Source organism: Catellatospora tritici (genome assembly GCF_019083965.1).
In the GTDB taxonomy this organism is placed as follows: Bacteria; Actinomycetota; Actinomycetes; order Mycobacteriales; family Micromonosporaceae; genus Catellatospora; species Catellatospora tritici.
Map to the genome: position 1 here is coordinate 71,468 of NZ_JAHRCY010000031.1, position 20,001 is coordinate 91,468.

Annotated in this window: 22 protein-coding genes; 10 read left to right on the forward strand and 12 right to left on the reverse strand. The window is 71.9% G+C overall.

The genetic code is table 11. The annotated features are described in order from the left end of the window. Nucleotides 1-68: 68 nt before the first annotated feature. From KUA19_RS38475 to KUA19_RS38495, 5 genes are all read right to left on the reverse strand, one after another. Entirely contained in the window at nt 69-1,688 is a 1,620-nt protein-coding gene (locus tag KUA19_RS38475; RefSeq protein WP_443623192.1) for a sulfatase family protein, read from the reverse strand. Next, entirely contained in the window at nt 1,580-2,575 is a 996-nt protein-coding gene (locus KUA19_RS38480) for an aliphatic sulfonate ABC transporter substrate-binding protein (RefSeq protein ID WP_217404291.1), read from the reverse strand. Before KUA19_RS38480 ends, KUA19_RS38475 begins: the two co-directional genes overlap by 109 nt. Nucleotides 2,576-2,685: 110 nt before the next feature. Then, a complete protein-coding gene (locus KUA19_RS38485) occupies nt 2,686-3,447 on the reverse strand; it encodes an ABC transporter ATP-binding protein (protein WP_217404294.1) in 762 nt (253 codons plus the stop codon). Then, nucleotides 3,444-4,241, reverse strand: coding sequence for an ABC transporter permease (locus tag KUA19_RS43540; RefSeq protein ID WP_217404296.1), 798 nt, complete (start codon nt 4,239-4,241; stop codon nt 3,444-3,446). The genes KUA19_RS38485 and KUA19_RS43540 overlap by 4 nt, the downstream gene beginning before the upstream one ends. Further along, entirely contained in the window at nt 4,238-5,461 is a 1,224-nt protein-coding gene (locus KUA19_RS38495; RefSeq protein ID WP_217404298.1) for an ROK family transcriptional regulator, read from the reverse strand. The genes KUA19_RS43540 and KUA19_RS38495 overlap by 4 nt, the downstream gene beginning before the upstream one ends. Nucleotides 5,462-5,750: 289 nt before the next feature. On the opposite strand from KUA19_RS38495, the gene KUA19_RS38500 reads away from it, so the two are divergent. The 4 genes from KUA19_RS38500 to KUA19_RS38515 all read left to right on the forward strand — a co-directional run bounded on the left by KUA19_RS38500 (nt 5,751) and on the right by KUA19_RS38515 (nt 9,713). Further along, the gene (locus tag KUA19_RS38500) at nt 5,751-8,102 is read left to right on the forward strand and encodes a family 43 glycosylhydrolase (RefSeq protein ID WP_217404300.1); all 2,352 of its coding nucleotides are present in this window, start codon (nt 5,751-5,753) and stop codon (nt 8,100-8,102) included. A 65-nt stretch (nt 8,103-8,167) separates the two neighbouring features. Beyond that, the gene (locus KUA19_RS38505; RefSeq protein WP_217404302.1) at nt 8,168-8,596 is read left to right on the forward strand and encodes a DUF5990 family protein; all 429 of its coding nucleotides are present in this window, start codon (nt 8,168-8,170) and stop codon (nt 8,594-8,596) included. Nucleotides 8,597-8,689: 93 nt separating this feature from the next. Next, nucleotides 8,690-9,106, forward strand: a complete 417-nt coding sequence (locus KUA19_RS38510; protein WP_217404304.1) for a hypothetical protein — start codon at nt 8,690-8,692, stop codon at nt 9,104-9,106. Nucleotides 9,107-9,215: 109 nt separating this feature from the next. Beyond that, nucleotides 9,216-9,713: a YflT domain-containing protein gene (locus KUA19_RS38515; RefSeq protein WP_217404306.1), complete on the forward strand. Its 498-nt coding sequence runs from the start codon at nt 9,216-9,218 to the stop codon at nt 9,711-9,713. A gap of 131 nt (nt 9,714-9,844) precedes the next feature. Here the strand turns inward: KUA19_RS38515 and KUA19_RS38520 are convergent, their stop codons facing one another. The 3 genes from KUA19_RS38520 to KUA19_RS38530 all read right to left on the reverse strand — a co-directional run bounded on the left by KUA19_RS38520 (nt 9,845) and on the right by KUA19_RS38530 (nt 12,456). Next, entirely contained in the window at nt 9,845-10,681 is an 837-nt protein-coding gene (locus tag KUA19_RS38520; RefSeq protein WP_217404308.1) for an oxidoreductase, read from the reverse strand. Between the two features lie 11 nt (nt 10,682-10,692). Then, entirely contained in the window at nt 10,693-11,319 is a 627-nt protein-coding gene (locus tag KUA19_RS38525; protein ID WP_217404309.1) for a hypothetical protein, read from the reverse strand. Between the two features lie 63 nt (nt 11,320-11,382). Continuing rightward, nucleotides 11,383-12,456, reverse strand: a complete 1,074-nt coding sequence (locus tag KUA19_RS38530) for an NAD-dependent epimerase/dehydratase family protein (RefSeq protein WP_308167889.1) — start codon at nt 12,454-12,456, stop codon at nt 11,383-11,385. Between the two features lie 174 nt (nt 12,457-12,630). Here KUA19_RS38530 and KUA19_RS38535 point away from each other — a divergent pair, with 174 nt between their 5' ends. Then, the gene (locus KUA19_RS38535; protein ID WP_217404313.1) at nt 12,631-13,623 is read left to right on the forward strand and encodes a YihY/virulence factor BrkB family protein; all 993 of its coding nucleotides are present in this window, start codon (nt 12,631-12,633) and stop codon (nt 13,621-13,623) included. Between the two features lie 51 nt (nt 13,624-13,674). Beyond that, complete coding sequence (locus KUA19_RS38540) at nt 13,675-14,916, forward strand: glycosyltransferase family 4 protein (protein ID WP_254550784.1); 1,242 nt, start codon at nt 13,675-13,677, stop codon at nt 14,914-14,916. 73 nt (nt 14,917-14,989) lie between these two features. Here KUA19_RS38540 and KUA19_RS38545 read toward each other — a convergent pair whose 3' ends face one another. Continuing rightward, a complete protein-coding gene (locus KUA19_RS38545) occupies nt 14,990-15,256 on the reverse strand; it encodes a DUF4235 domain-containing protein (protein ID WP_217404315.1) in 267 nt (88 codons plus the stop codon). Nucleotides 15,257-15,386: 130 nt separating this feature from the next. Between KUA19_RS38545 and KUA19_RS38550 the strand changes: the two genes are divergently transcribed. The 3 genes from KUA19_RS38550 to KUA19_RS38560 all read left to right on the forward strand — a co-directional run bounded on the left by KUA19_RS38550 (nt 15,387) and on the right by KUA19_RS38560 (nt 17,210). Next, nucleotides 15,387-15,773, forward strand: coding sequence for a hypothetical protein (locus tag KUA19_RS38550; RefSeq protein WP_217404317.1), 387 nt, complete (start codon nt 15,387-15,389; stop codon nt 15,771-15,773). A 2-nt stretch (nt 15,774-15,775) separates the two neighbouring features. After that, complete coding sequence (locus KUA19_RS38555; RefSeq protein WP_217404319.1) at nt 15,776-16,168, forward strand: DUF948 domain-containing protein; 393 nt, start codon at nt 15,776-15,778, stop codon at nt 16,166-16,168. A gap of 127 nt (nt 16,169-16,295) precedes the next feature. Continuing rightward, nucleotides 16,296-17,210: a mechanosensitive ion channel family protein gene (locus KUA19_RS38560; protein WP_217404321.1), complete on the forward strand. Its 915-nt coding sequence runs from the start codon at nt 16,296-16,298 to the stop codon at nt 17,208-17,210. Between the two features lie 60 nt (nt 17,211-17,270). Here the strand turns inward: KUA19_RS38560 and KUA19_RS38565 are convergent, their stop codons facing one another. After that, on the reverse strand, nt 17,271-18,479 hold the full coding sequence (locus tag KUA19_RS38565; protein WP_217404323.1) for an amidohydrolase: 1,209 nt from the start codon (nt 18,477-18,479) through the stop codon (nt 17,271-17,273). A 112-nt stretch (nt 18,480-18,591) separates the two neighbouring features. On the opposite strand from KUA19_RS38565, the gene glsA reads away from it, so the two are divergent. After that, nucleotides 18,592-19,593 (forward strand): glutaminase A, encoded by a 1,002-nt coding sequence (gene glsA, locus KUA19_RS38570; RefSeq protein ID WP_217404325.1) that lies wholly within the window; start codon nt 18,592-18,594, stop codon nt 19,591-19,593. A 72-nt stretch (nt 19,594-19,665) separates the two neighbouring features. Here the strand turns inward: glsA and KUA19_RS38575 are convergent, their stop codons facing one another. Both KUA19_RS38575 and KUA19_RS38580 read right to left on the reverse strand, forming a co-directional pair. Next, on the reverse strand, nt 19,666-19,809 hold the full coding sequence (locus tag KUA19_RS38575; protein ID WP_217404327.1) for a GPGG-motif small membrane protein: 144 nt from the start codon (nt 19,807-19,809) through the stop codon (nt 19,666-19,668). Between the two features lie 46 nt (nt 19,810-19,855). Continuing rightward, on the reverse strand, nt 19,856-19,993 hold the full coding sequence (locus tag KUA19_RS38580) for a sigma factor-like helix-turn-helix DNA-binding protein (protein ID WP_308167891.1): 138 nt from the start codon (nt 19,991-19,993) through the stop codon (nt 19,856-19,858). Nucleotides 19,994-20,001 lie beyond the last annotated feature (8 nt).

A 20,001-nucleotide genomic window follows, 5' to 3' on the forward strand; every position in this document is an offset into this window, starting at 1 on the left:
ATCTCCTGAGGGATGGCAGCGGTGGTCGCGTCGCCGGTGACCGCGATACCATAGCAACCCGATAGGAATTATGGGAATGGCGTCTCGGGCGAACTCGCCGCCGGCGGGTAGCTCGCGTCGTCCAGGCCGCTCAGGGTGGGGTCGTGGGACACCTCGCCGACCTCGTACATCGAGGTCATCCAGTGGTAGAAGTTGTCGCCGCGCTCGACCAGCAGTAGGTACAGCCGCCGCAGCAGCGCGGCGCGCACCGGCGCCAGTTCCGGCAGCGGGTACAGATTCAGCAGCTCGTCCGGGTCGGTGCGCAGGTCGTAGAGTTCATTGACCGAGTCCGGATTGATCACCAGCTTGTACCGGTCGGTGCGCAGCATGCGCTGCGGGTACGGGAAGTGGTGGCCGTGGAACTCGCACACGATGTCGGGCTGCCAGTCGACGGTGTCACCGGCGGTCAGCGGCAGCAGGCTGCGCGAGTCGACCGCAGGCGCCGGGTCGATCCCGGCCAGGTCCAGGATGGTCGCGGTGCAGTCGAGCAGGCTGACGAACTCCGAGCGCACCTGCCCCGCCGGATGGCCGGGCACCCGCAGCAGACCGGGCGTGCGGTAGATGTCCTCGTACATCGCCGGGCCCTTGTCGTGCAGCCGGTGCGCGCCGGTGAACTCGCCGTGGTCGCAGGTGAAGAAGACGGCGGTGTGGTCGTGCAGCCCAAGCCGGGCCATCGCGGCGGTGATCCGGCCGATCTCGGCGTCGATCATCGCCACGTACCCGTGGTAGACGGCGATCAGCTTGCGGGTCGTCTCGATCGGCATGCTGTCGAACGTCCAGTGCGCGCTGTAGTTGCGCTGCACCGGCGGCTTGCCCGCGAACGTCTCCGCGATCGAGCGCGGCAGCTCGACGTCGGCCGGATCGACCAGGTCGAAGTACTCGTCGGGCAGGATGTACGGCAGGTGCGGGCCGAAGAAGTTGACCTGCAGGAAGAACGGGTCGCCGGTGGCGGCGTGCCGCTCCAGCTGCTCGATCGCGCGAGTCGCCAGGTAGTGCTCGAACGTCGCCTCGACCGGCTGGTGCAGCCGGGCGGCCAGGAGGTTGCCGGGGCCGCCGTTGGGCAGCGTGCCCCGGACGTGGTCGCTGATCGCGTACGGCGGCAGCCCGCGCTCGGCCAGGTACCCCAGGTAGTCCGGATGGTCCACCGGGTTGTGCCAGCCCGGCAGGTCCGGCCCGTCGAAGCCGTAGTCGGCCGCGCGCCGGTGGTGGCCCACGTGCCACTTGCCCACCAGGCCCACCTGGTACCCGTGCTCGCGCAGCGCCTGCGAGAAGGTGAACTGGTCGGTGGGCAGATCCTCCTGGTAGCCCACGTTGCGCTCGTGGTTGGCCAGCAGCTTGTGTCGAAACGGGGCCTGCCCAGTGAGCAGGCTCGCCCGCGCCGGGGCACAGATCGCCGTCGGGGTGTACCAGCGCTCGAAGCGGGTGCCCGTACGGGCCAGCTCGTCGAGCACCGGAGTGCCCGCGAGCCGGCTGCCGTACGCGCCCAGCGTGTCCACCCGGTGCTGATCGGTCATCAGGAACAGGATGTTGCGGCGCTGCGTCACTTGCCCGCCGCCGTGAACAGGTCGCCGGTGTAGTACGCCGCCGGGTCCACCGCCCCGGTCAGCTTGCCGGCCCCGACGAAGTACTCGTTCATGCCGGTCAGCCACTTGGCGATGGTCCCGTCGGCGGTGAAGCGGTCCAGGTCGGCCAGCGGGATCGCCTGCGAGTTCGCCGCGTCCGCCTTGACCTGCTCCACACTGACTTTGAGCAGCTTCGCGGTGTACTCGGCCGCCTGGTCGGGGTGCTCGACCCGGAACGCGATCGCCTCCCGCAGCACCGCCAGCACCTTCTTGGTCTTGTCCTGCTGCTTGGCCACCACGTCGTTGCCTGCCACGAACGCGGTCGGGAACGACACCCGATCGGTGAAGTCGCTGTTCCTCGCCAGCTCCACCAGGTCGGGGACCTGCTTCTTGATGGTCGCCGTCGCCGGGTACCAGAACCCGGCCGCGTCGATCTTCTTCGACGAGAACGCCGACACGATGGTGGCCGCGTCCATCGGCACGATCTTGACATCGGCCTTGGTCAGCCCGGCCTTCGTCAGCGCCAGGGTGAGGATCATGTCGCCGGAGGTGCCCTCGGGCACGCCCACGGTCTTGCCGCGCAGCCCCTCCAGCGAGGTGATGCCCGGCTGGGCGATGACCCGGTCGGCGTTGCCGAGGGTGTTGATCGCGACGACCTTGGCCTTACCGGAGGCGGGCAGCCACATCGCACCCGGTCCGATGTAGCCGAACTCCAGGTCACCGGTGCCGATCGCCTGAATCTGCAGCGGACCGTTGGTGAACACCTTCGCGTCCACCGCCAGGCCGTGCGCCTGCCACAGCCCCTTCTCGTTCGCGATGGCCAGCAGGCTCGCGCCGTTGTAGTCGCCGATGTAGCCGAGTTTGACCGTGGCCGGCGCGGTGCCGTCGGCGGCGGTGTCGTCGCCGCCACAGGCCGCCGTGGCCAGCGCCAGCGAGACAGCCGCAGCCGCGATACCGAAAGAACGCCTGTTCATGGGCATGGTGAATCGTCCCTGGGTTGAGTGGTGAGTGGTGAGTGGTGAGTGGTGAGTGGTGAGTGGTGAGTGGTGAGTGGTGAGCGGTGCAGCGAGCCGCGACGGTGCGGCTACTGGTGGTGTACGGCCTGCCAGACGCGGTTGCGCAGGGCGGCGAACTCGGGACTGAGCCTGATCTGCTCGGTCCGGGGGTAGGGCAGGTCGACCGCGACGGTCTCCACGATCCGGCCGGGTCGCGCCGCCATCACGACGACCCGGTTGGCCAGGAACACCGCCTCGTCGACGTCGTGGGTGACGAACACGACCGTGCGCCGGTCGCTGGTCCACGTGTCCAGCAGCTGCTCCTGCAACCGGACCCGGGTCAGCGAGTCCAGCGCCCCGAACGGCTCGTCCATCAGCAGGATCGACGGGTCCGCCGCGTACGCCCGCGCGATGGCGCAGCGCTGCTTCATCCCGCCGGACAGCGTCTTGGGCAGCGCGTCGGCGAACCGCTCCAGCCCGACCAGGCGGATGAAGCGCTCGGCCCGTTCGCGGCGCTCGGCCCGGCCCACCCCGGCGGTGCGCAGCCCGAACTCGACGTTGCGGCGCACGGTCAGCCAGGGGAACAGGGCGTACTGCTGGAAGATGACGCCGCGCTCGGGGCCCGGTCCGGTCACCGGGTCGCCGTCGACCAGGGCGCTGCCGCCAGTCGGCTGGTCGAGCCCGGCCAGGACGTTGAGCAGGGTGCTCTTGCCGCAGCCGGACGGCCCGACCACGGTGACGAACTCGCCGTCGGCGATGTCCAGGCTCACCCCGGCCAGGGCGGCGAAGTCCTCGCGGCCGACGCGGTAGGTGCGGCTGACGTCGCGTACCGAGATCTTGGCGGCGGTCATCGCGTCTCCTGCCAGTGGGTGACGCGCGCCCCGGCGAGCTGGAGCAGGCGGTCCATGGCCAGGCCGAGCACGCCGATCGTGACGATGCCGACGAAGATGGTGGGCAGGTCGTAGTAGAGCTGCGCGGTCTGCATCCGGTGGCCCAGGCCCTCCTGCGCGGCCAGCAACTCGGCCGCGACCAGGGTGCCCCAGGCCGAACCCAGCCCGACCCGCATGCCCACCAGGATGTACGGCGACGACGCGGGCACCACCACCCGCGCGAAGATCGTGCCGTCCCGCGCGCCGAGCACCCGGGCCGCGGCGATCAGGGTCCGGTCCACGCCGACCACGCCCTGATAGGTGGAGATGACGCAGGACAGGAACGCGGCCAGGAAGATGACGAACACCTTCGGGGTCTCGTCGATGCCCAGCAGCACCAGCACCAGCGGCAGCAGCGCCAGCGGCGGGATGGTGCGGAAGAACTGGATCCACGGCTCGAACAGGCCCCGGGCCACCGTGTACCACCCCATCAGGAACCCGACCACGACGGCGACAGCCGACCCGAGCAGGAACCCGGCCAGCACCCGGCCGAGGCTGGCCGCGGCGTCGTCGACCAGCGTGCCGTCGCACAGCATGGCCCAGGCCTGGGCGAGCACGGCACCGGGCGTGGGCAGTTGCAGGCCCGCACGGGCCAGTGCCCACCAGCCCGCCACACCGACGGCCACGGAGACCGCATTGAGCAGCAGCAGGGGTGGGCGCCGAGGTCGGCCGCCCCGGCGGGGCGCGGCGGGCGCGAGCGTCTGGGCGCTGGTCACGACGGCCATCTGGCGCCGTCGTTCGAGGTCGGGTGCACGTGCGGGCTCCGGGATCGGTGGGGGGCGGCGTGCGCCGGGTAGTCGGCCAGCATCGGGGACTCGTGGAACAGGGCGGTGATCGCGCCGAGGGCGCCGCCGGAGTCGGCCAGCGCCGAGGCGCGGACCACCGGGGCGGCGTCGGGCAGCCAGGACAGCTCGTACGTGATCGTCGAGCGCACCTGCTGCAGCAGCGTCGGGGCGATGGTGACGATCTCGCCGCCGAGCACGATCGCGCTGGGGTTGAGGGTCATCGCGGCCGCGCCGAGCACCCGGCCGACGGCCGTACCGGCGTCGCGCAGCACCCGGTCGACGGTCGGCTGCGCAATGGCGACGGCGGCACGCAGGTCGTCGAGGTCGTCCAGCGGCACGCCCAGTTCCCGGCAGCGGGCCAGGATCGCGGGCACCGAGGCGACGGTCTCGACGCAGCCGCGCTTGCCGCAGCGGCACAGCACCCCGGCCTCGCCCGCCACGGTGACGTGGCCGAACTCGCCCGCGTGGCCGCCCGCGCCGCGCACCAGCCGCCCGTCGACCACCAGTCCCCCGCCGACGCCGTCGGACAGCCGCAGGTAGATGAGGTTCTGCGCGGTGTCGGCGGCGGTACGCGCCGCCTCGGCCAGCCCGGCGTAGCGGACGTGGTTGTCGACGGTCACCGGGGCGTGGAAGCGGGCCACGAAGGTGTCGGCCACGCCGTCGGCGCTGAGCCGGTTGCCCCAACCCGGCACGCCCACGGCGATGGCCTGCAGCGCGCCGTAGTGCACCCCGGTCTCCGTGCTGAGCCGGTCGACCAGCCCGAACGCCGCGTCGCAGCGTGCGGACCACGGCGCCTCCGGCAGATAGTGGGCGGTGCCCGCCGCGATCACCTCGTGCGCGGCGTCGGCGACGGCGACGTGCACCCGGCGGTGTCCGAAGTCGACGCCCATGAACTGGCCGGATCCGGGGTCCAGGGCGAGCAGTTCGGCCGGGCGGCCGCTGCCGGTGCGGCCCGCCGCGTCGGTGTCGACCACCGTGATGGCACCGCGTTCGAGCAGTTCGCTGGTGATGTCGGAGACGGTGGTACGGGACAGGCCGACCCGCTCGGCGATCTCGCCACGGCTGAGCGCACCCGCCTGCTGCAGCACGCGCAGCACCCGCTCCTCATGGGAGCGGCGTACGAGCGTGTGCGCGGCGCCGGCGGGTGGCATGAGGCGAAGGTATGACCGCCGAATTTTTCCGACAACGCTCCGACAGAATTCCGCCTTTATTTCATCGGACCCTTCCAACAATGTTCACAACGTGGCAAGAACGTCCGGGACCGACCCGGCCAGGTCGCAGCAGCCGGACGGCGATCGGGTTCCCGGCGCAGGTGGGGTCACCTCGAGCGACCACGCGGCAACTTCATTCCGACAGACTCTCGCGGGCAGAATGCCGCAAACCTACTGTCGGCGCCACCAGCGCCGCGCTCGGCGGCGCGCTGACTTCAGGAGGCATGCGGTGCGCACCATCCCGTCCCGACGGACCAGCGCGGCGTGCGCGGTCCTCGGTGCGCTGGTCCTGCTCGCGACCGTGGCCAGCGTCCCGGCCCCGGCTCGGGCCGAAGCCGCGACACTGGCGGCGACCACGTACACCAACCCGGTCAGCGCCGGGGTGGTCGACAGCCTGCCCGACCCGGCCATGATCCGGGCCAAGGACGGCACCTGGTACGCCTACGGCACCACCAACCCGGTCCGGCTGCTCGCGGGCGACTCGGTCGAGCACATCCTGCCGGTGCTGACCTCCCCCGACATGGTGACCTGGACCTACGCCGGGGACGTGTTCTCCTTCGCCGGACGGCCGAGCTGGTGGCCCAGCGGCACCCGGCCGTGGGCGCCCGACATCCGCTACGTCGACGGCAACTACCACCTGACCTACTCGCTGTCCGGCGGCGGCATCGCGCTGGCCACCGCGCCGACGCCGACCGGGCCGTGGACCGACCGCAGCCTGGTCGTGACCGCCGGGAGCAGCGGCTGCCCGAGCGGCACGATCGACCAGGCGATGTACACCGACATCAACGGCGACCGCTACCTGTACTGGGGCAGCTACGACACCATCTGCGTGTCCCGGCTCAACACCGCGGGCACCGCGCTGACCGGGGCGGTCACGCAGGTCGCGCGCGGCCGCCGGATGGAGGGCGGCTTCGTGGTCCGCCGCGACGGCATGTACTACCTGTTCTACTCCGACGCGGGCTGCTGCGACGGAGCCTTCAGCGGGTACGCCGTGAAGGTCGGCCGGGCGAGCAGCCCGCTCGGCCCGTTCACCACCCCCAGCGGGGTCAACCTGATGGACCTGACCAGCAAGGATGGCATCGTCGTGGCGGCCACCGGCAACGGGCTCGTCGGGCCCGGCCACAACGCCATCGCCACCGACCTGTCCGGGCAGGACTGGCTGGTGTACCACGCGATCCGGTCGGGCAACCCGGACTTCCCGCCGGTCACCAATCCGTGGGGCGGCACCATGAACAACCTCAGCCGACGGCCCCTGCTGATCGACCGTCTCGACTGGATCAACGGCTGGCCCGTGGTCCGCGCCGGAGCGGGCCCGTCCAACAGCGCGCAGCCCGCCCCGGTCACCACCTGGACCGTGGGCAGCGGCTTCAACTCCGGTTCGCTGTCGGGCTGGAGCGGCGGCTGGAGCCTCGCGTCCGAGACCGACGCGCACGGCTACCTGTCGTACGCGGGGACCGGCACGTCGTACCAGCTCAGCGACGCCTCGATCGGCGGGGACCTGCGGGTGGAGGCCGACCTGCGGCTCGGCACCGCCAACACCACCGGCGCGGTCGGCCTGGTGGTCAGCTACGTCGACGCGAACAACAACGTCATCGCCTGGATCAACCGCGCCCAGCAGAAGCTGGTCGTCGAGGCCCGGGTGGCCGGGACGGTCACCGCGCTGTCGAGCGGGCTGCCCGCCACCTTCGACCACGACTCATGGCACAACCTGGCGGTGGAGCGGCGCGGCAGCACCCTGGTCGCCTGGGTGACGCCGGACCGGCTGCGCACCGCCGCCGCCACGGTGACGATCACGCTGCCCGCCGGGACGCCCACCACCGGACGCATCGGCGCGGCGTCGACCGGTGGGGCCAGTGCCGCCGACAACCTCGGTGCCGTCGCCCTGTACCAGCCGGTCACCGCGCTGGTGCCGCAGCCGGTGCTGGGCGGGCTGCTCAGCGGATACAGCGACGAGTTCAACGGGTCCGGCGCGCCGCAGGCCGCCGACCCGAACTGGAGCTGGGTGCGCGGGCCCGCCTCGGGCGCCACCGAGTCCGGCGGCGCGCTGACCTGGCCCACCCAGGCGGGCGAGCTGTTCGAGGGGACCAACACCGCCTCGGTGCTGCTGCGCGACGCCCCGTCGGGCGACTTCGTGGTCGAGACGAAGGTGCAGTTCAACGGGACCTCAGGCAACCAGCAGGCGGGGATCGTGCTGTACGAGGGCGACGACCGCTACTTCAAACTGGCCCATTCGGTGCTGCCGCTCGCCCAGGGCGGCGGCGCGGTGCTGCACGTGACCGAGTTCGCCAAGGAGGGCCCGCGGCCCACCACCACCCCGCCGCAGGCGGTGGTCAACCGGCCGATGTTCGGCGGACCGGCGACGGGGACGGTGTGGCTGCGACTGCTCTACCACTACGACGCGGCGAGCAACGAGCACGACGTGCGGATGGCCGCCAGCACCAACGGCAGCAGCTGGACCTGGGGCGGCACCTGGTCGCTGCCCCGGACGGCCGCGGTGCGCATCGGCCTGGTCTCGATGAACAAGACCGGCGCCACGGCCACCTTCGACTACCTGCGCACGTACGCGGTGACCAGCCTCTGAGCGGCACCGGTGGCCGCCCGCCCGCGCGGGCGGCCGCTGTCCGACCGGGATGGCACAGTGGTGTCGTGTTGGTGAGGATCCTCGGGCGGCACCTGCCCGGCACGGCGTGCGCGGACGTGGACGGCGTGCGGGTGGGGGTGCAGCGCGACCGCGAGGTCGAGCAGTCGGTGCCCGCCGACGGCGAGCAGGCCGTGTTCGAGTTCGACGTGAAAGTGGTCGACACGGCCGACGGCCGCGACTTCCGCGGCCCGTACGTGCACGGTCGGCGCGGCGAGCGCTTCCTCTACCTCGTGTGGACGCACGGTTCACCGCACGGGCCGGTCCCGTTCCGACGGGCGAAACTGCAGCTCGCGCCGGTGACCGAGCTGGCGTTCGAGCAGCCGTACGACCAGAGCGTGGTCACCGGCACGCTGCCGCTGACCGGCCGGGACGGCACCCCGGTGTGCGCGAGTGTCCGTCCGCCGTGGATCGAGTGGGCGGTCTCGTCCGGCTGAAATACCGGCCGACGCGGTTGAAGCCTTCCTCGCTGGGTATCGCAACCCCCGTCGGGTCGGAGCAGCGGCCCGGCACGACGAGGAGGTCCGCTCATGGCTAGAAGCACGAACGGAGTGCCCGCGGCGGCGGGCCAGGTGAAGCAGACTCTGGCCGACACCGGCCGGGTCGTCGCCGACCAGGCGGGCGAGGTCAAGCAGGCGCTGGCCGACTCGGGACGCGCGGTCGCCGCGCAGGCCGGGGAGATCAAGCAGGTCCTGGTCGACTCCGGCCGTACGGTCGCCGCCTCGGCGGGCGAAGTGAAGGAGCAGGTCGCCGCGACCGCGGCCCTGGCCAAGGACCGGGCGGGCGAGGTAGTGCACGCCCTGGCCGACCAGGTGCCCAGCGACCGGCAGCAGTGGGAGTCGATGGCCCGCGAGGTGCGCGACAACGTGCGCCGCAACCCGGCTCCCTGGCTCGCCGGTGCCGCGATCGTCGGCTTCGTGTGGTGGCTGGGCCGCCGCTCGAAGTAGCCGGTCCCCTGACCGCCCGCCCTCCGTGTCGGAGGGTGGGCGGTCGCCGTTTCCGGGGTCGGTGTGCCGGGCATAGGCGGGTCAACGAGGAATGGACGAGGAGGAACCAATGACGCAGGCCGAGTGGACCGCCGACAGCCGCACCACCGGGCAGGTCGTCATCGCCACGTACGACAACTACGCCGCCGCCGAGCGGGCCGTGGACCACCTGTCCGGCCAGGGATTCCCGGTGGAGCGCACCGCGATCGCCGGGCGCGGGCTGACCCTGGTCGAGCAGGTCACCGGCCGTATGTCCCTGGCGCGGGCGGCGCTGCAGTCCGGGGTGTCCGGCGCGGTGATGGGTGCGCTGCTGGCGTGGCTGTTCGGGTTCTTCAACTGGGTGAGCCCGCTGATGTCGCTGCTGCTGCTGGTGTTGTACGGCCTGCTGTTCGGCGCGGTCGCCGGTGCCCTGATGGGGATGGCCGGGCATGTGCTGTCCGGCCGCCACCGCGACTTCGCGTCGGTGTCGGCGATGCAGGCCGAGCGCTACCAGATCCTGGTGGAGGCCGACGCCGCCGACGAGGCGATGCGCCTGCTGGAGTCGGGCGGCCTGGCCGGGCGGGCGTAACGCGATCGGGTGGAAGGGGGGGGGGGGGGAGTACGCCAGCCCCCCCACCACCCCCGCGCAAGGCGGGGAGTAACGGGTGGGGGGTGTGGGGGGGGGGCGGGCCCTCCCCCCCCCCCCCCTTCCACCCGTGCTCAGGCCTGGTAGTCAGTGGAGGCACTGACCTCGGCCCACTTCTCGGTCTCGGCCAGGCGGGCCTGCTCGGCGGTGCGGGCCGAACGTAGCGCGTCGGAGCCGAGCAGCAGCCGCCGCGGCGGGTCGTCGGAGGCCGCGAGTTCGAGCAGCGCCAGTGCCGCACGGGCGGGATCGCCCGGCTCGTTGCCCTGGTAGTCCTCCCGAAATTTGAGGAACCGCCCGACCGTGGCCTGGTAGTCCTCCCCCACCGGCGCGGTCGTCCGCCCCGCCCCGGCCGACCACCTGGTGCGGAACCCGCCGGGCTCCACGATGGTCACCTGCACGCCGAACGGCGCGACCTCGGCGGCCAGCACCTCGGAGAAGCCCTCCACCGCGAACTTCGCGGTCTGGTACGCCGCCAGTCCGGGCGTGCCGCCGACGCGACCGCCGATCGAGGACAGTTGCATGATGTGGCCGCCGCGCTGCCGTCGCAGCACCGGCAGAGCCGCCCTGGTCACGTTGACGACGCCGAACAGGTTCGTCTCGATCTGGGCGCGGAACTCCTCGTCCGGCGTCTCCTCGATCGACCCCGAGACGGCGTAGCCGGCGTTGTTGACGACGACGTCGAGTCCGCCGAACGCGTCGACGGCCGCCCGCACCGCGTCGTGGGCGGCGGCCGCGTCGGTGACGTCGAGGGCTACCGCGCGCACCTGGTCGCCGTACTTGGCGACCAGTTCGTCGAGCGAGTCGGGGCGCCGCGCGGTGGCGACGACGTTGTCGCCGTGCTCCAGCACCGCCTTGGCGAGCTCGTAGCCGAGGCCGCTGGAGGTTCCGGTGATCAGCCAGGTCCTGGCCATGATGTCTCTCCTCAGGTGGTCGAAGGCGGGTCGGGCGCGTGCACCCAGGTGGGCACCAGCTCGACGAGGTCGGCGATCAGTTCGGCGCGCGGTCGGCGTGGCTTGTCGACGAGCCACGCCGCGATGGCGGCGGCCAGGCCGTGGCCGAGGAAGCGGGCCGCCGTCGCGAGCTGTGCGGGCGGGGGGGGCGCGGCCATCGGCATCCGGTCGAAGTAGTAGGCGATGTTGTCGGCCAGCCGCTGCCCGAACCGCGCCAACGCGGTGCCGCCCTCGGTGGAGCCGAACACGGCGGCCAACTCCACCCGCTGCAGCTCGACCTGGTCAATGATGTCGCCCAGCACCAGCCGGGAGGCTTCCTCGCCGCTGGCCGTCCCGCGCAGCCGCGTCCGCAGATCCTGCTCGGGCAGCTGTTCCAGCGCCTGTTCGAGCACGTACACCGCCAACGCGCCGGTGGTGTCGAAGTGGGCGTAGAACGACGACCGGTTGAGTCCGGCCTCGGCCACGACCGCGCTCACCGCGACCGGAGTGTCCGGGTCGCGGGCCGCGACAGCGGTGAACGCCGCCGCGAGCCTCGCCCGGGTCCGGATGGCGCGAGGGTCTCGGCTCTGCCCCGCCGCAGACGTGGTCGCACTCCTCATGCGGCCAGCGTAGCCAGGTCAGACGGACTTCACCAACAAATGTCGGAGAACTTTTGGGTGGCCTCAGTCGGCAGCGCTGTGGCCGGGCAGCCGTCCGCGCGCCACGGCCATCAGCCTGGCCGCCGCACCGGGCCGCTCGCGCAGCGGCGGGGACCCGTCCCCGGCCCCGTCGGCCATGCCGTCGAGCAGTTCGGCCAGCGCGTCCAGCGCGTCGGTGCGCGCCCGCCAGCCCAGGTCCGCCTCGGCGCGGCGGCACGACATCAGCGGGCTGCGCGCCGCGAGGCGGACCCAGCCGGGTTCGGTGGGCTGCAACCGCGCGGTCCAGGTCAGCGCGGCCGCACCCTGCAGCAGCAGCGGCGGTATGGGCACCGCCCAGCCGTGGAACCGGGCGCCCACGCTCTCGGCGTCCAGCACCGGCTCGGCGGCGATGTTGTACGGTCCCCGCGCCTGCGCCAGGATCGCCCGCGCGTACGCCTCGGCGACGTCGTCGGCGTGCACCGCCTGGATCCGCAGCGACGGGCTGCTCGGCAGCAGCGGCAGGCGCCCCAGGCGCAGCAGCCCCAGCGGCGCGAACGGCCCGATGAACAGCCGCGCGATCTCCGCCGCGGCGACCCGCTGGAACGCCAGCGCGTTGCGGATGCGCACGATGCGCATCTGCGGCTGCTCGGCCTCGACCACGTCCAGCATCGCCTCCACATCCGCCTTGTCCCGGCTGTACGTGGACCCGGGTACGCCGGTGGCGGGCCACACCTCGTCGACGCGCTTTTCCTTCGGCGCGGGCGCGTACGCGCCGACCGAGGAGGCCACCAGCAGCGTCGGCACCGAGGCCGCCACGGCCGCCGCGATGACGTTGGCGGTGCCCGTGACGTTGGTCTGCCTGATCTGCGCCCGGTCGTGGCTCGGCTGGATCTGCCAGGCCAGGTGGATCACGGCAGCCGCCCCGGCGAACAGGTTGGTGAGGGACGCCGCCGCGTCGGGACTGCCCACGTCCAGCTTGTGCCAGCGCACCTGGTCGTACGGCCATCCGGCCGACGTCGACGGCCGGCGCCGCGCCACCCCGGTGATCTCATCGAACTCGTGCCCGTCCACCAACCGGCGCAGCACCGCGGTGCCGATGTTGCCGGTCGCCCCAACCACCACAACTCGCATATCTGCCACTTACCCACCAAACCGCGAAGTCAACCATGCCCACCTGCGGTGACGCACGCCTCGCGGCGGCCCGGCACGCCACGAACACAACATCGCGGACGCCGGGTGTGCCACGCCGATCGCGGTTGATTAAGCCGGTCCGGGGTGCGGTATGTAGCGCCCATGGCCGATCACCCCCAGCCGTCCCCGGCGTCGCCTCCCCCACCCGACGCGGGCCCGCGCAGCCCCGCCCAGTTCAGCCTGCGGTCCTGGTGGGCGGTACTGCGCCGGACGGCCCAGGAGGCCGACACCGACAGCCTCCAGGTCTGGGCGGCCGCGCTCACCTACTACGGCGTGCTGTCGCTGTTCCCCGGCATCCTGGTGCTGGTGGCCGTCGTCGGCCTGATCGACGACCGGCTCGTCAACGACGTGCTCACCGACGTCACCCCGATCATGCCCGGGCCGGTCCGGGAGATCTTCACCGCCGCGCTCGACAACGTGCAGGCCAACGACGCCAAGGCGGGCGTCGCCGCGATCATCGGTCTGGCGGTGGCGATGTGGTCGGCCTCCGGCTACATCGACGGCTTCATGCAGGCGTCCAACGCCATCTACGACGTCCCGGAGGGCAGGCCGCTGTGGAAGCGACTGCCGATCCGACTCGCCGTCACCCTGGTCACCGGGGTGCTGCTGGTCCTGAGCATGCTCATCGTGGTGCTCAGCGGCCGACTGGCCGAAGCCCTCGGTGACGCGCTGAACATACCCGGTCCGGCTGTGACCGCCTGGCAGGTCCTCAAGTGGCCGGTGCTGGTGGTGCTGATCGGACTGCTGTTCGGATTGCTGTACTGGGCCTCGCCCAACGCCCGGCAGGGCGGCTTCCGGTGGATCACCCCCGGCTGCGTGGTCGCGGTCGTGCTGTGGCTGGCCGCCTCGGCCGGGTTCGGCTTCTACGCGGCGCACTTCGGCACCTACGCCGCCACCTACGGCAGCCTCGGCGGCGTCGTGGTGTTCCTGATCTGGCTGTGGCTGTCCAACCTGGCCCTGCTACTGGGCGCGGAACTCGACGCCGAACTGGAACGCCAGCGCGCGATCGCCGCCGGGCACCCCGCGGATCAGGAACCCTACCTGCAGACCCGCGACGGCAAGGCCACGGACGTCGGCGACAAGCAGGGACTCTGACCCGGCACCGACTCCGCGTGATGCTCCACCAGGAGTGGGTATGGCCATGGCATGACAACTACCGCCGTCCGTAGTGATCCGTCCACGGAGCGGCCGCAGACGCCCGATGATTCTGCCGAGGACTCCCGGCACCTGAAGATCGCGATGGTCGCGCCGCCCTACTTCACCATCCCACCGAAAGGTTACGGCGGCATCGAGGCCGTCGTCGCGGACCTCAGCAACGCGCTGACCGCGGCGGGACACAAGGTCACCCTGATCGCCGCCGGAGCCAACGGCACCCGGGCCGAGTTCCGGCCGGTGTGGGACGCCACGGTGCCCGAACGACTGGGCGAGCCGGGACCGGAGATCATCTATGCCGCAGAGGCACGCCGGGTCGTCGAGGCGCTCGCGGCCGAGGGCGCGGCCGACGTCGTACACGACCACACCTTCGCCGGGGTGCTCAATGCGCCCGCGTACGCGCAGCTGGGCCTGCCCACGATCGCGACCATGCACGGCCCCGCCGACAGCGAGCTGCGCGGCTTCTACCGGGTGCTGGGCGACGACGTGCCGCTGGTGGCGATCAGCCACCGCCAACAGGCGCTCGCGCCCGAGCTGAGCTGGATCGACGTGGTGCACAACGGCCTGGACCCGGCCGCGTGGCCGTACCAGCCCTGCAAGGGCTCGTACGCGCTGTTCCTGGGCAGGTTCAGCCCGGACAAGGGCGCGCACACCGCGGTCCTGGCGGCGCGGGCCGCCGGGCTGCCGCTCATCCTCGCCGGAAAGTGCGCCGAGCCCGCCGAGCGCCGCTACTTCCGCGAGCAGGTCGAGCCGCTGCTCGGACCGTACGACCAGATGATCGGTCCCGCCGACGGCACCCGCAAGCGGGAGCTGTTCGCCAATGCCCGCTGCCTGCTGTTCCCCATCCAGTGGGAGGAGCCGTTCGGCATGGTCATGATCGAGTCAATGATCTGCGGCACCCCAGTCGTCGCGCTGCGGGCCGGGGCGGTGCCCGAGGTCGTCTCGCACGGGGTCAGCGGACTGATCTGCGACGATCCCGAGCAGTTGCCGCAGGCGCTGCTCGAGGTGACCGGGCTCGACCCGGCCGACTGCCGCAGGCACGTCGTGCAGAACTTCAGCGCCGCGCACATGGCGCTCGGGTACGCCCGCGCGTACCGCCGCGCACTGGCGTCCCTGGAGGTGGTCCCGGCAGCCCAGCCGTCCGCGGCGCCCGCCAGACCGCGCCCCGCCCCGCTCGGCCTGCACCGCACGGGGTCGCCGCCGCGCCGGTCCGGGCAGGCACCCGCCGCCCGGTGACCGTTTACCCGTCCCATGCCGACAGCGGCGCCCGTTCGCGGGGAACGGGCGCCGCTGTCGTGCCGGTCCGACGTCAGTCGGGCCAACGGCCGGTCAGCGACTTGACCGCGTGCGCGCCGCCGCGATCCACGGTGGCCTTGACCACGCCGAAGATCGCACCCTGCACAGCCGCCGCGACCAGGATCTCCGCCCAGCCCCGGGTGGGGTCGGTGGCATGCGGCGCCTGCGACGAGCCCGCCGCCAGTCGCCACACCCGCTTGAAGGCGGCCGCCGCGACCACACCGGCCAGCGCACCCCCGAGCATCCCGATCGGCTTGTAGACCAGTGCCTGTTTCCTCATGTCGGCCGCATACCCGCGGCCAAGCTGTTCAGTCCCACCTCGGTCGGACCAACGGGTCTGCTTGGGACGGTTAGGAACCCGGCAGCCGGGTATTGGCCCGCCACCCCCGCAATCGACTGGAAGGCAGACCATGGCAGGTAAGGACCTCGACCTCACGAAAGCGGCCGACGACGCTGCGCAGACAGTCGTCCAGGCCGGCAAAGCCGTGGCTGACAAGGCCGCCGCGCTGAAGGACGACGCGGTCCAGGCGGCGGCAGCGGCCAAGGAGACGGTCACCGACGCGGCCGTCGCGGCCAAGGAGACGGTCACCGACGCCGCCGTCGCGGCCAAGGAGAAGGCCGGAGAAGTCGTCCACGCCGTAGGCGAGCGCATCCCGCAGAGTTCCGACGAGTGGGAGGCGGTCGGCCGCGACATCGTGGACAGCATCCGCCGCAATCCGAAGCCCTGGCTGATCGGCGCGGGCGTCTTCGCCGTCGCCTGGCTGCTGGGCCGCGGCTCGGCCCGTACGAAGCCGTGACGATGTCGGGTACGGAGATCGCGGCGCTGGTCGCCGCAGGGGCGTTCGCGATGCTGGTCCTGGTGCTGGCCGTGCCGATCCTACGGCTGCGCCACACGGTCGACGCGGCGACGGTGATGCTGCGGCAGGTCAGCGACAGGACCGGTCCGCTGCTCGACGGCGTCACCGACACGGTCGACAACGTGAACACGACGCTGGGGCAGGTCCAGGTCACCATCGACGGCATCAATGTGCAACTGGCCAAGGTGGACACCGTGACCTCGCACCTGGCGTCGGCGAGCTCCGGCATCTCCCGCGTCGTGGGCGCTTTCAGCGGCCACGCCAACGGGCCCGTGGCCAAGGCCGCGGCGTTCGCGTACGGCCTACGCCGCGCGACCGGACGCGGCCGGTCCTAGTACGGCTCCGCCACCGATCACCCCTGGACGCCGCCACCGCTCGGCGCCCAGGGGTGATTCCGGTTTCGGAGCCGCCGGTCAGGGCATGCGGTTGGGGACAGAACAGGTCCGACAGCAAGGAGTCATCATGGACCTCGGACGTGTCCTCACCGACACTCTCCGGTCGATCGCGCTGTTCCTGCCCAAGGCGTTGGCGTTCCTCGCCATTCTCGTCGTCGGCTGGCTGGTCGCGCGGGCGGCTCGCATGCTCACCGACCGAATACTGGAACGCGTCGGGTTCGACCGCCTGGCCCAGCGGGGCGGCGTCGCCGCGTGGCTCGCCCGCGGCCGCTACGACGCCTCCGACCTCGTCGGCAAGCTGGTCTACTACGCGGTGCTGCTGTTCAGCGTCCAGCTGGCGTTCGGGATCTGGGGTCCGAACCCCGTCTCGACGCTCATCAACGGCGTGGTCGCGTGGCTGCCCCAGGCGTTCGTCGCCATCCTGATCGTCGTGGTCGCCGCCGCCATCGCCTCCTGGGTCAAGGACATCGTGGCCAACGCGCTGAGCGGCCTGTCGTACGGCCGTACGCTGGCGACGATCACGTCGACGGTCATCGTGGCACTCGGTGTCATCGCCGCGCTGAATCAGGTCGGCGTCGCCACGACCGTCACCACTCCGATCCTGGTCACCGTGCTGGCCACGGTGGCAGGCATCCTGATCGTCGGAGTGGGCGGCGGCCTGATCCGGCCGATGCAGTCGCGGTGGGAGTCCTGGCTCGACCGCGCCGGGGAGGAATCCGGTCGGGTCGCCGAGCACGCCCGCGCCTACTCGGCCGGGCAGAACGACGCCCGTACCGTGATCCTGCCGCGCAGCCCGTCCGCCGCCGAGCAGGCACCGCGCCGCCAGGCCGACGATACTGCCGGTCCGGCGGCGCCCGCCTTCATCGAGCAGGTGATGTCGACCGACCGGGACGACCCGGCGCAGCGGCGTGAGGCCCCGGCTGTCGACGACGCCACGCAGCCGTTGCCCACCGCCGATCCGGGCTCTCGGCCCCGGCGGTGACCTTCCGGTGGGTGCGGCGCACGCCGCACCCACCGCGCGGTGCGCTCGCGCGCAGCATGACTAGGCCAGCCACTGCCTCGCCGCCGCCGACAGGGCCGCGACGCCGACGCCGATGGTGGGCTCCTCGACGGGTGCGTAGCGCGGCGAGTGGTTGGACGGCAGCCCGGCCACGACCCGGGCCAGTTCCTGGGGGCTGGACGCGCCGACGAAGGCCGCCGGATCGGCGCCGCCGAGCAGCCAGAACACCAGCGGCGCGCCGGCCGCGGCGGCCAGCACGCCCACGTCTTCGCTGCCGGTGACCGGGCCGGGGTCGATGACCCGTTCGGCGCCGACCACCCGGGCCAGAGCACCGCGCGTACGCTCGACGGCGGCCGGGTCGTTGATCACCGCGGGCGCGGACTCGGTCGCCTCGATCCGCGGTTCTTCGGGGGCGCCGGAGGCCTGGGCCTCGGCGCGGACGATGCGTTCGATCGCCGCGAGCACCCTGGTGCGAACGGCGGGGTCGAAGGTGCGTACCGACAGCAGCAGTTCGGCGTCGTCGGGGATGATGTTGTTCTTGGTGCCCGCGTTGAGCGCGCCGACGGTGACGACCGCGGTGTCGTTGCCGGACACCTCGCGGGCCACGATGCCCTGCAGGCGCAGCACGGTGGCCGCCGCCATGACGACCGGGTCGACGGTGGTCTCCGGACGGGATCCGTGGCCGCCCGCGCCGTGCAGCGTGACCCGCAGCGAGTCGGTGGCGGCGAACGCCGGGCCCGGACGCAGCCCGATCACGCCCGCCGGGATCGGCGCCACGTGCTGCCCGAGCACCACGTCCGGACGCGGGATCCGTTCGAACAGCCGGTCGGCGACCATCGCGGCGGCGCCCTGGGCGAGTTCCTCGGCCGGCTGGAGCACCACGGTGACGGTCCCCGACCACTCACCACGGGAGTCCGCCAGGACCGCGGCGGCGCCGAGCAGGCAGGTGACGTGCATGTCGTGGCCGCAGGCGTGCATCACGCCGTCGACCTCGCTGGCGTAGGGCAGCCCGGTCGCCTCCTCGACGGGCAGCGCGTCCATGTCGGCACGCAGCAGGACCGTCGGCCCGGCTCCGTTGTGCAGCACCCCCGCGACGCCGGTCGTCCCGACCGATTCGATCACCTCGTACCCGAGTTCCTGCAGCCACGTCGCGGCGACCCCGGCGGTGCGGCGCTCCTGGAAGGACAGCTCGGGATGGGCGTGCAGGTCGCGGTAGACGCCGCGCAGGCGCTCGACCAACTCGGTTTCCATGGCAGCAGCCTAGGGCCGAACCCGGCACTGATACGCACATACGGTGGTATATCTGGCGTCGGAGCGCTGTCGCGCGGATGCGGGGAGTCACCTGGTGATCGTGGGTCTGGAAATGGTCGAGCAGCATACCTGCACCGGTGTGCTACCCGGTTGGGAGCAGGTGGACCGGCTCGTCGCCGACGCCTACGAGTACGCGCGTGGCAGTGCTGACGGAGCGGTGGCCGACTACATCCCGGCCCTGGCACAGGTGGACCCGGAGCTGTTCGGGGTCGCCGTGGCGGAGGTCGACGGCGGCCTGCACGGCGTCGGGGACGTCGGCGTGGAGTTCTCCATCCAGTCGATCTCCAAGGCGTTCGTCTATGCCCTGGTCTGCCAGGCGCTCGGGCACGACGCGGTGGCGGAGCGCATCGGCGTCAACAACACCGGGCTCGCCTTCGACTCCGTCATCGCAATCGAGCTCAACGACGGCCATCCGATGAACCCGATGGTGAACGCGGGCGCCATCGCCACCACGGCACTGCTGCCCGGAGGCTCGGCGGGTGAGCAATGGGAGGCGATACGTGCCGGGCTGTCGGCGTTCGCGGGTCGGCCGCTGGAGCTCGACAGTGCGGTCTACCGGTCGGAGGCGGCGACCAACCAGCGCAACCGCGCCATCGCCCGGCTGCTGGAGAGTTACGGACGCATCGAGGCCGATCCGCTGGAGGTGGTGGACGTCTACACCAGGCAGTGCGCGCTGCGGGTCACCGCCACGGACCTGGCCGTGATGGGGTCGACCCTGGCCGACGGCGGGGTCAATCCGATCTCGGGCAAGCGGGTCGTGTCCGCGACGGTGTGCCGCGACACGCTCGCGGTGTTGGCCGCCAACGGGCTCTACCAACGATCCGGCGAGTGGCTGTTCGACATCGGGTTGCCGGGAAAGTCGGGCGTCGCGGGCGGCATCGTGGCGGTCTCGCCCGGCAAGGCCGGGATCGGGACGTTCTCGCCCCGGCTCGACCCGGCCGGCAACAGCGTGCGCGGCAAACTGGCGACCGCCCACCTGTCCCGGGCGTTGGGCCTCAACATCTTCGCCTCCGACGCCGTCACCGAGCCGAGGTCCGGCGGCCGCGCCCCCTGAACCACCGAGCATGGGGGCGGGTGGCTCAAGCGCCGCCCGCCCGTCGAGAGCCCCGAAGGGCTCACCGGCCAGCTACGAGAACATGCTCACTCCGCCCGGCCCGACCAGCAGGCCAATAACGATCAGCACGATGCCCCACAGCACCTGGCGACGGACCAGGGCGACGATCCCGGAGACGACCAACACGACGGCGAGAAGCCAAAGCAAGAATTCCATGACGTCGAAATTCCCCTCTCTCTCCTACGTAAACCTTGGTTCCGGATCAGGCGTCGGCCAGCAGCTGCTGGCGCAGGGTGCCGATACAGCGGGTGAGCAGGCGCGAGACGTGCATCTGGGAGACGCCGATCTGCTCGGCGATCTGCGCCTGGTTGTAGCCGCAGCCGAACCGCAGCGACAGGATGCGCCGCT

What these genes read in the sequence shown, in the direction of transcription:
- KUA19_RS38480 (WP_217404291.1), bottom strand. Translation starts at nt 2,575, where the DNA reads ATGAACAGGCGTTCTTTCGGTATCGCGGCTGCGGCTGTCTCGCTGGCG.
- KUA19_RS38485 (WP_217404294.1), bottom strand. Translation starts at nt 3,447, where the DNA reads ATGACCGCCGCCAAGATCTCGGTACGCGACGTCAGCCGCACCTACCGC.
- KUA19_RS38495 (WP_217404298.1), bottom strand. Translation starts at nt 5,461, where the DNA reads ATGCCACCCGCCGGCGCCGCGCACACGCTCGTACGCCGCTCCCATGAG.
- KUA19_RS38510 (WP_217404304.1), top strand. Translation starts at nt 8,690, where the DNA reads ATGGCTAGAAGCACGAACGGAGTGCCCGCGGCGGCGGGCCAGGTGAAG.
- KUA19_RS38515 (WP_217404306.1), top strand. Translation starts at nt 9,216, where the DNA reads ATGACGCAGGCCGAGTGGACCGCCGACAGCCGCACCACCGGGCAGGTC.
- KUA19_RS38520 (WP_217404308.1), bottom strand. Translation starts at nt 10,681, where the DNA reads ATGGCCAGGACCTGGCTGATCACCGGAACCTCCAGCGGCCTCGGCTAC.
- KUA19_RS38525 (WP_217404309.1), bottom strand. Translation starts at nt 11,319, where the DNA reads ATGAGGAGTGCGACCACGTCTGCGGCGGGGCAGAGCCGAGACCCTCGC.
- KUA19_RS38535 (WP_217404313.1), top strand. Translation starts at nt 12,631, where the DNA reads ATGGCCGATCACCCCCAGCCGTCCCCGGCGTCGCCTCCCCCACCCGAC.
- KUA19_RS38540 (WP_254550784.1), top strand. Translation starts at nt 13,675, where the DNA reads ATGACAACTACCGCCGTCCGTAGTGATCCGTCCACGGAGCGGCCGCAG.
- KUA19_RS38545 (WP_217404315.1), bottom strand. Translation starts at nt 15,256, where the DNA reads ATGAGGAAACAGGCACTGGTCTACAAGCCGATCGGGATGCTCGGGGGT.
- KUA19_RS38550 (WP_217404317.1), top strand. Translation starts at nt 15,387, where the DNA reads ATGGCAGGTAAGGACCTCGACCTCACGAAAGCGGCCGACGACGCTGCG.
- KUA19_RS38555 (WP_217404319.1), top strand. Translation starts at nt 15,776, where the DNA reads ATGTCGGGTACGGAGATCGCGGCGCTGGTCGCCGCAGGGGCGTTCGCG.
- KUA19_RS38560 (WP_217404321.1), top strand. Translation starts at nt 16,296, where the DNA reads ATGGACCTCGGACGTGTCCTCACCGACACTCTCCGGTCGATCGCGCTG.
- KUA19_RS38565 (WP_217404323.1), bottom strand. Translation starts at nt 18,479, where the DNA reads ATGGAAACCGAGTTGGTCGAGCGCCTGCGCGGCGTCTACCGCGACCTG.
- glsA (WP_217404325.1), top strand. Translation starts at nt 18,592, where the DNA reads ATGGTCGAGCAGCATACCTGCACCGGTGTGCTACCCGGTTGGGAGCAG.
- KUA19_RS38575 (WP_217404327.1), bottom strand. Translation starts at nt 19,809, where the DNA reads ATGGAATTCTTGCTTTGGCTTCTCGCCGTCGTGTTGGTCGTCTCCGGG.